Origin of the sequence: Microbacterium sp. (assembly GCF_035556355.1) — a bacterium.
GTDB lineage: Bacteria > Actinomycetota > Actinomycetes > Actinomycetales > Microbacteriaceae > Microbacterium.
In genome coordinates this window covers 1-9,268 of sequence record NZ_DATMFG010000001.1, presented here as the reverse complement: position 1 = coordinate 9,268, position 9,268 = coordinate 1, and the positions used below count along the sequence as shown (strand labels likewise).

9 protein-coding genes are annotated in these 9,268 nt (G+C 70.8%); 4 read left to right on the top strand and 5 right to left on the bottom strand.

Features of this window, described 5'->3' with window-relative positions:
- Both VNR19_RS00045 and VNR19_RS00040 read left to right on the top strand, forming a co-directional pair.
- A partial coding sequence (locus VNR19_RS00045; protein ID WP_325722657.1) for an alpha/beta fold hydrolase occupies positions 1-280 on the top strand: 280 nt, incomplete at its 5' end.
- A gap of 111 nt (positions 281-391) precedes the next feature.
- Positions 392-772, top strand: coding sequence for a RidA family protein (locus VNR19_RS00040; protein ID WP_325722655.1), 381 nt, complete (start codon positions 392-394; stop codon positions 770-772).
- A gap of 18 nt (positions 773-790) precedes the next feature.
- On the opposite strand, the gene VNR19_RS00035 is transcribed toward VNR19_RS00040, so the two are convergent.
- The 5 genes from VNR19_RS00035 to VNR19_RS00015 all read right to left on the bottom strand — a co-directional run bounded on the left by VNR19_RS00035 (position 791) and on the right by VNR19_RS00015 (position 6,358).
- Positions 791-1,219 (bottom strand): phage tail protein, encoded by a 429-nt coding sequence (locus VNR19_RS00035; RefSeq protein ID WP_325722653.1) that lies wholly within the window; start codon positions 1,217-1,219, stop codon positions 791-793.
- Between the two features lie 19 nt (positions 1,220-1,238).
- Positions 1,239-2,864, bottom strand: coding sequence for a GMC oxidoreductase (locus VNR19_RS00030; RefSeq protein WP_325722651.1), 1,626 nt, complete (start codon positions 2,862-2,864; stop codon positions 1,239-1,241).
- A 29-nt stretch (positions 2,865-2,893) separates the two neighbouring features.
- Positions 2,894-4,381: an MFS transporter gene (locus VNR19_RS00025; RefSeq protein WP_325722649.1), complete on the bottom strand. Its 1,488-nt coding sequence runs from the start codon at positions 4,379-4,381 to the stop codon at positions 2,894-2,896.
- Between the two features lie 115 nt (positions 4,382-4,496).
- Positions 4,497-5,327, bottom strand: a complete 831-nt coding sequence (locus VNR19_RS00020) for a hypothetical protein (protein ID WP_325722647.1) — start codon at positions 5,325-5,327, stop codon at positions 4,497-4,499.
- Positions 5,324-6,358 carry a Gfo/Idh/MocA family protein gene (locus VNR19_RS00015; protein WP_325722645.1) on the bottom strand — a complete coding sequence of 345 codons (1,035 nt, stop codon included), beginning with the start codon at positions 6,356-6,358 and terminating at the stop codon, positions 5,324-5,326. Before VNR19_RS00015 ends, VNR19_RS00020 begins: the two co-directional genes overlap by 4 nt.
- Positions 6,359-6,463: 105 nt before the next feature.
- On the opposite strand from VNR19_RS00015, the gene VNR19_RS00010 reads away from it, so the two are divergent.
- Both VNR19_RS00010 and VNR19_RS00005 read left to right on the top strand, forming a co-directional pair.
- The gene (locus tag VNR19_RS00010) at positions 6,464-7,744 is read left to right on the top strand and encodes an ROK family protein (RefSeq protein ID WP_325722643.1); all 1,281 of its coding nucleotides are present in this window, start codon (positions 6,464-6,466) and stop codon (positions 7,742-7,744) included.
- Positions 7,741-9,114, top strand: a complete 1,374-nt coding sequence (locus tag VNR19_RS00005; RefSeq protein WP_325722641.1) for a restriction endonuclease subunit R — start codon at positions 7,741-7,743, stop codon at positions 9,112-9,114. The genes VNR19_RS00010 and VNR19_RS00005 overlap by 4 nt, the downstream gene beginning before the upstream one ends.
- The last annotated feature ends 154 nt before the right edge of the window (positions 9,115-9,268 follow it).

The following is a 9,268-nucleotide window of genomic DNA, read 5'->3' as shown; positions in this document are numbered from 1 at the left end:
TCAGGGGATGATGGGCGGCGCCAAGGCCCACTACGACGGGATCAAGGCCTTCTCCGAGACCGACCTCACCGACGACCTCCGGGCCATCACCGTGCCGACGCTCGTGATGCACGGCGACGACGACCAGGTCGTGCCGATCGCCGACGCCGCGGAGATCACGATCAAGCTGCTGCAGAACGGCAAGCTCAAGGTCTACCCCGGCTTCCCGCACGGCATGGCCACGACGCACGCCGACGTCATCAACGCGGACCTGCTCGCGTTCATCCGCGACGAGCTCTGATTCGGCCAGAAGGCCCCCGTCGCATCGGCGGGGGCCTTCGTCGTCGCCGCGCGACGCGGACGAGTTCTTCCTCGCCTGGCCGGGCGTCCTCTGCGGGCGTAGGCTTCGCGCATGGCGAGACAGATCCTCACGACGGAAGCCGCCCCGAGCTCTCCCCTCTTCAGCCAGGGCATCCGCGCCGGCTCGACCGTCCACGTCTCGGGAATGGTCGGCATGGACGTAGGCACCGGCGAGCTCCCCGCGTCGATCCACGACCAGACCCGTCAGGCGATCCGCAATTGCGCGCTGGTGCTCGAGGCCGGCGGGGCGTCGTTGAGCGACGTCACGATGGTCACCGTGCTGCTCGCGAACCCGCCGGACTTCGCCGGCATGAATGAGGCGTACGCGGAGATGTTCGGCGACGACCCGCCTGCCCGCGCGGTCGCGCGGCTCGGACCGGAGCTGCCCGGCATCCGCATCTCGATCTTCATGACGGCCCACGTCGAGGACTGACGGGCACGCGGCGAGGTCTCACTCGGCAACGGGCTCGATCGCGATCTTCTCGACCGCGGGCCCGTGCGAGCCCGGCTTCGGCCACTTCGCCTTCACGGAGGCGATGCGGCAGTTGCGATACTCGTACGACCTCACCACGCCGCCGTCGTCATCGACGAGGCTCACGGAGACGGTCGCGCGCGCATCCGCGACATCTCCGCCCGTGACTGCCTTGAGCCACTCGAACGGCTGGTCCCCCGAGCTCAGCTCCCGCGTGATGCGGAACTCCCCCGCTTTCGGGCGGCCGGGCAGCGTGCGCGTGACGTACTTGCCGTCCGGGAGCTGCTGCTTCAGCTCGATGGTCTCGCCGTCGCCGCCGAGCCCCGCCACCTCGACGACGTCGAGGACTCTGACGCCGTCGACGGTCACGACGAGCGTGAACGCAGGTCCCTCCTCGGGGATGAGCACACCGCGATGATACGCAGGCTCAGCGGGACCGCGCGACGGATGCCGCATCCGGCGCTGCGGCCGCGGCACCCGCCTCACCGCTCAGCTGCGCCGCGAGCCGGCGGGCGCCGCGGACGGCGATCGCGACGCTCATGAGCGTCGGGTTCATCGTCGTCGCGGTCGGGATGAGCGCATTGCCGCCGACGACGAGGTTGTCGTAGCCCCACACTCTCGACCACGGGTCGGCCACGGAGGTGCCGTCGTCGACATCGCCCATCCGCATCGTGCCCTGGTAGTGCAGGCTCGATCCGTTCGGCAGAAGGCGCGGCTCGGCCACGAACGACCCGAGCGTCTCGCCGGCTCGCCACAGGCGCTTCGTCGCTTCGTCGATCTCGGCCTGCTCGACATCCGTCAGCTCGTACTCGATCGTCATGTTCGGGAACCCGCGGTAGTCGAGTTCGGCGTCGTCGAACGTGATGCCGTCCTCGACCCGCGGACGCTTGCGCATGCCGTACCCCACGTTGACGTACCCCCACCTGTTGCCGGCCGCGGGGTGTGCGGGGTCGAGCTGGAACGGCGGCTCCTCGGCGTACATCACCTGCAGCGAGAACGGGTGGCCGGGCTCGGAGAACGGAATGCGGTTCACCGCGGCGACCGGGTCGGCCGCGTTGTGAGCGCGCCGCTCGAGCTCGTGCTCGAGGTCGGCCTCGGTCGCGAAGCGCTCCATCTTCTTCGCGTCGAGCGCGACGGTGCAGATCACGACGGGGTGCTCGGTGAGATAGCGGCCGAGAGCGGCGGGGCGGATGCCGCTGGCCCACAGCAGCTGCGGGGAGCGGAAGGCGTCCGCCGCGACGATCACGGCATCGGCCGCGACGAACGAGGTCTCCTTCGTGCGCAGGTCTTCGACCGTGACGCCGACGGCACGGCCGCCGTCCGTCTCGACGCGACGGACGAGCGTGAGGTCGCGCAGTTCGAAGCGCTCGGCCAGAGGGGACTCGGGGTCGATGAGCGGGCCCAGCACGGAATCCGCCCCAGCCCACCGCATCGATCCGTCGGGCTGCGGGTCGCCCGCGACCGGAAGCGTGCTCACTCCGCGACCCGCCGGCAGCTCTGCGCCGAACTCCTCATCGAGGATCGAGCGGATGGCCTCGCCCACCTTCGAGTCGGCGAAGGCGGCGCTCTGCGCGTGCAGCAGGCTCTCGGCTGTCTCGATCAGTCCCTCCCACTCGCGAGCGGGGATGAACGGGATGAGCTCGCTCCCGTGCGGTCGCGGGATCGCGCACGTCCAGTGCGCGCCCTGCCCGCCGACGTTCGTCGCCGCAGCCGCCGCGGGGAAGGTCGGGGCGTGCGCCGAGCCGGGGCCGCCGAAGTCGAGGAGGTGGGTGCCCTGCCGCGCGGTGAACATCCCCTCGACGACGACACCCGCGGGGATGCCGAGGCTCTCGCGGTACCGGCCGGACTGAGGTCCTTGCGACATCTCGCGGGCGCGCGCCTTGTCGTCGGGGTCGGCGATGTTGCGGACGCTCTCCCCCGGCACAGATGTCAGCTGCGGACCGGCCTCGAACATGACGACCTTCACGTGGGGGGTCGACTCGACGAGCACACGGGCGTAGGCGGAGCCGATCGGTCCGCTGCCGACGATGGCGACGGTTCGGGTCTGCGACATGGGTGGCACCTCTTCTGCTTGCGTTCTGCTCAGGCGGTGAGCGGTTCGGCGCTCGGCGCCGGGGTCTGTTCGGATTCGTCGGAGAGTCGCCCCGGAGGCAGGAGGATCGCGGCGATGAGCCCGACGGTGTATGCGACGCCGAGCGCCGCGAACACGGGCGCGAACACATCGCGGTAGATGGCCGCCACCTCGGACTGCACCGCTGTAGACGCGGCGTGCACGAGCTGCGGCGTGAGGGCGGCCGGGTCGAGCGATGAGGGCAGCAGCGCCGCGACGCCGACGCCGACGACACCTCCGATGATCGCCGTCGCGACGGTCGCGCCCACCTGCCGGACGAGGTTGACGGCTGCCGTCATGCTGCCCGTGTCGCGACGCGGCGCGGCGCTCTGCACGACGGCGATCACGAGGCTCATGAAGGCTCCCGTGCCGATTCCGACGACCGCCATCACAGCCATCGGCACCCACAGCGGGAGACCGACCGGGAGAAGCGACATCGTGAACAGGCCGGCGGCGCCGAGCGCCGGGCCCACGATGCAGTAGACGCGGTAGTGGCCGGTGCGGCTGACGAGCCAGCCGGTCGCGAGGTTGCTCACGAGCATTCCGAACACGGTGGCGATCGGCACGAGACCCGACACCGTCGCGCTCGTGCGATATGCCATCTGGAAGTACGTCGGCAGGTACGCCGTGATGGAGAACAGTCCGACGCCGATGATCGCCGACAGCGCGGTGCCCGCCGCGATGGTGCGATTCGCGAAGAGCCGCAGCGGGATGAGCGGTTCGGCGACCCGAAGCTGGATCACGAAGAATCCGGCGAAGGCGACCGCCGCGACGATGAAGGGAATGACGGATGACCGCGCCGTCGCGGGATCGCCGATCCACGTGACCGCGAGCACGAGCGCCACCATCGCCGTGGCGAACGTGAGCGAGCCGGCGACGTCGAACGGCCTCCGGCCGAATCCCGGCAGCTTCGGCACGGCGACCAGCGCGAGGATGAGGGCCGCCGCGCCGAACGGGATGTTGATCCAGAAGATCCAGGACCAGCTCCAGTAGTCCGTGATGAGACCGCCGATGACAGGACCGACCAGGATCGCGATCGGGAACGCGGCGCCGATGACCGCGAGGTAGCGCGGGCGCTGACGCGGTGTCGTCACACGCGCGACGATCGTCTGCGGCATGAGATGCAGGCCCGCCGAGCTCATGCCCTGCACGACCCGCGCAGCCACGAGTTGGGTCATGTCCTGCGCGAATCCGCACGCGAGCGACGCGATGAGGAAGAGCACGAGCGACACGAGGAACACCGACCGCGGACCCACGGCATCGCCGACCTTGCCGAGGATCGGCAGCAGGATCGTGCTCGCGAGCGTGTATCCGACGACGATCCACCCCATGTGACCGAGCGCGCCGAGCTCGCCTGCGACGGTGGCGAGGGAAGTCGACACGATCGTGTGGTCCAGCGCCCCGAGGATCGCGACCGTCAGCAGCGAAGCGATCAGCAGGCGGAGCCTCAGCGGTGGCATGCTCATACGCGTTTTGGCCCGTACGACCGGGCGATCGACGCGACCGGATGTGCCCCTGGGCGGCTTCGCCGCAGGGAACGGGCCGCGAAGGCCCCGACGTCATGGTCGATACTAGTCACGCTTCTGTCGGAAAGCAACCAAAGATGAACCGACGGATGCCACAGGCTGACGCGCGCCGGCCGGCGAGGATCGTCTCGACGATCGCCGTGTCGTGTCGGAGCGCCTCGAGGTCCGACACCGCGACAGCCGTCTGCGTCGCATCGATCGCGCGACGCAGGGCCAGCCGCTCCGGCCGCTCGAAGCTCGCGGGAAGCACCCTCCGGCCGGCGGCATCCGTGACCGACGCCGACACGTCTCCCCCGTCGTCGTCGACCTCGACGACGGTCTCGGCGAGTGAGGTGATGCGGATGCGCCCGGGCCGCGGCGCGCCGTGCTGTGCGGCCGCCAACAGGCTCCACACGCCTCCGTCCGCCGTCTCGAGCAGCGCAACGGATCGGCCGCTCGATGTCTGGCACTCGGCCACCGTCACGTGCGAGCGCGAGAGTTCGCGCACCCACCCGACCGCGTCCCGAAGCGCTGTCGGGATCGCGCCAGCGGGCGCATGGCACTCGACGACGGCGGCTGCGTACGCGGGCACCGTCGCGAACGCTTCCACGACCTTCGCCGCGACGTCGGACCGCAAAAGGGGGCGCTCAGCCACGAGCGGCGTCGCACCGGCGTGCGCGCCGAGGGCATCGAGCGCTCCGCTCGGCGCGAAGGCCGGTCGCGCGACGACCACGCCCGCGGCGCCCGCGTCGACGGCATCCGACGCCCGTGACCACCACTCTCCCCCGCCGTCGATCGCGACGACGGCGCCGGCCGCCTCATCGCTTCGCTCGGCGCTCAGCGGAAGCTCGGCGATCGCGACGCGATACCCCGCGACCTGCGTGAAGACCGGTGCGCTCATGCCGCCGCCTCCACGAGCCGCGCGGCCTCGTCGGCGATCGCGAGGGCGTACCGGACGTCGTCGAGCAGCTCCTCGTACTCGACGGGCATGCCGCTCTCGACGAGCTCGGCGAAGGCACGCCACTCCGCGATGTAGCCGTCCCCCGCCGCGAGCGGGTAGGCGCTCTCCCGGCCCTCGGGCACGCGAACCCGCACGCGCGCGCTTCCCGCGTGCACGAAGGCGGGCGGGAAACTCACATCGAGCCGGTCGCGCGTCGTCGACACCGTCACGCGCCACAGCGCGTCCGCACCCCCGGGGAGCATGACCGTCGTGAGCTGGACGGGAATGCCGCTCGCGACGAATCCCACGGCGTACCCGATCGGCGACAGTGCGCGGGCGAACACCACGCGCTCGAACCGCGGGGCGAGGTCGCGCACGAGCGGGATGTCGTGGATCGCGAGACCGGTCAGCAGCCGGTGCAGGACGCGGGCGGCGACGGCCGGCTTCGTCAGGTCGGGGCGCGGCGGATGCGCGGCGGGTGCGGCATCCGCCTCGGTCACGACCTCGTGGTACCGACCGTTCGGAGGCAGGGCGAGCGTCACGGAGATCGAGACGACGGGGTCGTCCTTGCCGGTGAGGTGATGCTTCGCACGACTCCACGCCGGATCGAAGTAGTGGTTGGTGCCGACCGTGAGAGCCACGCCCGCGTTGCGACACGCGTCGACGACCCGCTCCGCATCGGCCACCGACGTGGCGAGGGGCTTCTCGCACAGGATCGCACGCTTGCCTGCGGCCACCGCGGCGAGGATGTGCTCCGCGTGGGCGTCGGGCGGGCTGCAGATCGCCACGACGTCGACCGCGGGATCCTCGAGGAGCGATGACGCCGCCGGCGAGTAGCGGCCCCCCACGCGTGCGGCGAGGGCGGCGCCACGGCCGCTGCCCGCGTCGGCGATGTGGACGACGCGGAATGTGTCGGCCAGCCGCGCGAGGGTCGGCAGGTGCAACGCGGCGACTCCGGGCCCCGCCCCGATCACACCGACGCCGTATGTCATTGTGCGGCCCTCACTTTCGCATGAAGCCTACCTAAGTGCGATGGTGTTTGACCATAGATGGCACCGAACCGCCGGTTCAGTGCAGTCGTTATGCAAGAATCAACCATGGCCAGACAGTCGACGTTGCGGTTCGGCGCGCAGACCGACGAGATGACGAGTCTCCTTCGTATCGTCAACATGGTTCGCACCGGCGACGCCACGACGCGTCCCGAAATCGGCCGGGTGACAGGTCTGGGCCGCGGCGTCGTGACGCAGCGCGTCGATCACGCGATCGAGATGGGCTATCTCACCGACGGCGACTTCGGCCCCTCATCCGGCGGTCGAGCGCCTCGCACGCTGCGGTTCCGCGGAGAGTCGGGGCGAATCGTCGTGTGCGCGCTCGGAGCCCTCCACATCCACGTCGGAGTCGCGCACCTCGACGGCGACATCATCGAGCACACCCACTCGCCGTGGGACATCGCCCGAGGCCCGGCCGAGACGCTCGAGAAGGCGTTCGGGATGATCGACGAAGTGCTCGCGCGCACCCCCGACGTGCCGGTGTGGGGAATCGCGGTCGGCGTGCCCGGCCCGGTCGACTTCGAGAGCGGTCGGCCCGTCGCCCCGCCGATCATGCCCGGATGGAACGGCTTCGACGTGCGACGCCAATTCGAGCATCGGTACGACGCCCCCGTGTGGGTCGACAACGACGTGAACCTGCTGACCTTCGGCGAGCGGGCGCGGCGCAAGGACGACCACCTCGACCTCATCTACTGCAAGATCGGCTCGGGCATCGGCGCCGGGCTCCTCTCGCACGGTCACGTGCACCGCGGCGCCAACGGCGCGGCCGGCGACATCGGTCACGTCCGCGTGCGCGATTCCGACGCACCGTGCCGGTGCGGCAAGCTCGGATGCCTCGAAGCCGTCGCCGGCGGGTGGGCGATGATCCGCGACGCTCTCGCCGACATCGAAGCCGGCGCGTCCGGCGCGCTGGCCAACGCGGTCGCCGCGGGTGAGGAGCTCACCCCGGAGCGCATCTCGCTCGCCGCCGAGGACGGCGACGCGCTCGCCATCCGACTCATCCAGCGCTCGGCGCGCGTGGTCGGCGAGTCGATCGCGGCGCTGGTCAACATGTTCAACCCGTCGGTGATCGTGATCGGCGGCGCGATGGCCGGTGCCGGCGAGCTCCTGCTCGCCGAGGTGCGCCAGCGCGTGTACGAGCTGTCGCTCCCGCTCGCCACGCGCGACCTGACGATCGCGCAATCGGTGAACGACGTGCGCGAGCCTCTCCGCGGCGGGGTCGAGATGGTGCGCGAGCAGCTGTTCGACGTCACGTTCCCCCGTTGGTTCGCCGACGGACGCCCGACGATCGGCGCGATCCGCGGGATCGCCGCCGAAGCCGTCGCATGACGCTGCCGCTGTTGCTCGACGACGCCCTCGTCGCATCCGACTCCGGCTTCGCGGTGAGGATCAGCCTGCCGTGGATCCGCTCGATGCCGCTCGCGTCCATCGGCGACCTCAGGGTGGCGATCGACGGCGAGACGGTGGCGGTGAGCGTCCGGATCGACGGGCGCGAGGTCGCGCCCGCAGAACTCCGGCTCGAAAGCGGCTGGTGGTTCATCCAGGACCGCCTCGAGTTGCGCGGACGCCGCGCTCTCGCGGAAGGCCCCCACGACGTATCCGTCTCGTTCTCGCTGTCGGTGCCCTACCTGCAGGCGGGGCCGAACGGCCCGCTCACGCTGCCGTTCCGCGCCGACCGTCGGCTCGCCGTGACGAGAGGTTCGGAGCTGCCGGATGGCTGGAGGCTGTCGGCGAGTGCCTTCAACTGGACGCCCGCGGTCGTGCGCGCCGACCGTTCGGCCACCGACATCGCGGTGCGGATCGTCGACGATGGGATCGCCGACACGATCGAGATCGAGCCGGGCCAGGTGTGGCGCACCTTTCCCGAACCGTCGGATGCCGAGGTCGACGTGCTTCGCGAGCGTCTCGCCGCGGCGGGAGGCTCCGTTTCGATCGTCGGCGCGAGCCTCGACGACTGGGCGCTGCCCGCGCGTCGGCGTACGGAAGACGAGCGACTTGCATTCCTCGTCCCTCAACTGCGAGCCGCCGCGCGCGTCGGCGCGATCGGCGCGCGCGTGCCGTTCGGACAAGCCGGTCCCGAGCTGCTGCGTCGCGTGCAGCCGGTGCTCGAAGAGCTGGGCATCGTGCTCTTCGAGGAGATCCAGGGGCAGCAGACGCCCGACCTGCCGGACGTCGCCGCGAACATCGAGCTCATCGAAGAGCTGGGCGATCCCCGCATCCGGATCTTGGTCGACAGCAGCATGCTCATGCCGTCATTGCCGCCCACCTATCTCGACGCGCTCCGCCGCGGCGGGGTCGACGAGGAGCTCGCGTCGCGACTCGAACACGATTGGCGCGCCCGTGAGACGCACGACGCGGTCGTCTCGACGCTGCGCGAGGGCCGCGTCCCGCCCGCGGTGCACACGCTCTTCATGGACCTCCTCGTGCGGTTCGGCCGCTCCGAGATCACGGACCTCGAGCCGCTCCTCCCCCTCACCAGCGGCGTCCACCTCAAGTTCTGGGATCTCGACGACACCGGAGGGCGCGTCTCACGGCCCATCGCCGACCTCGGCGCCGCGCTTCGCCGGCACGGGTTCGCGGGCACGCTCACGAGCGAGTGGGGCGGACACGAGTGGCTCGATACGGACCCTGCGGAGATGACGCGCGCGCACCTCGCGCTCGCGCGCCGCGCGCTCTCCTCCGTCGGCGGCGGACGCTGAGCCGCGGCCCCCTGCGGGTTTGTGTCGCGTGTTCGCGCTGTCGTTTCCGGTATCCGCTGTCGTCTCAGCGGGTCGCGGATGCGGGTTTCGGCAGCGCGAACGGATGCCGGGTGCTACTCCGCCTTCGTGGAGAACGCGGCGTCGAATGCGGCGG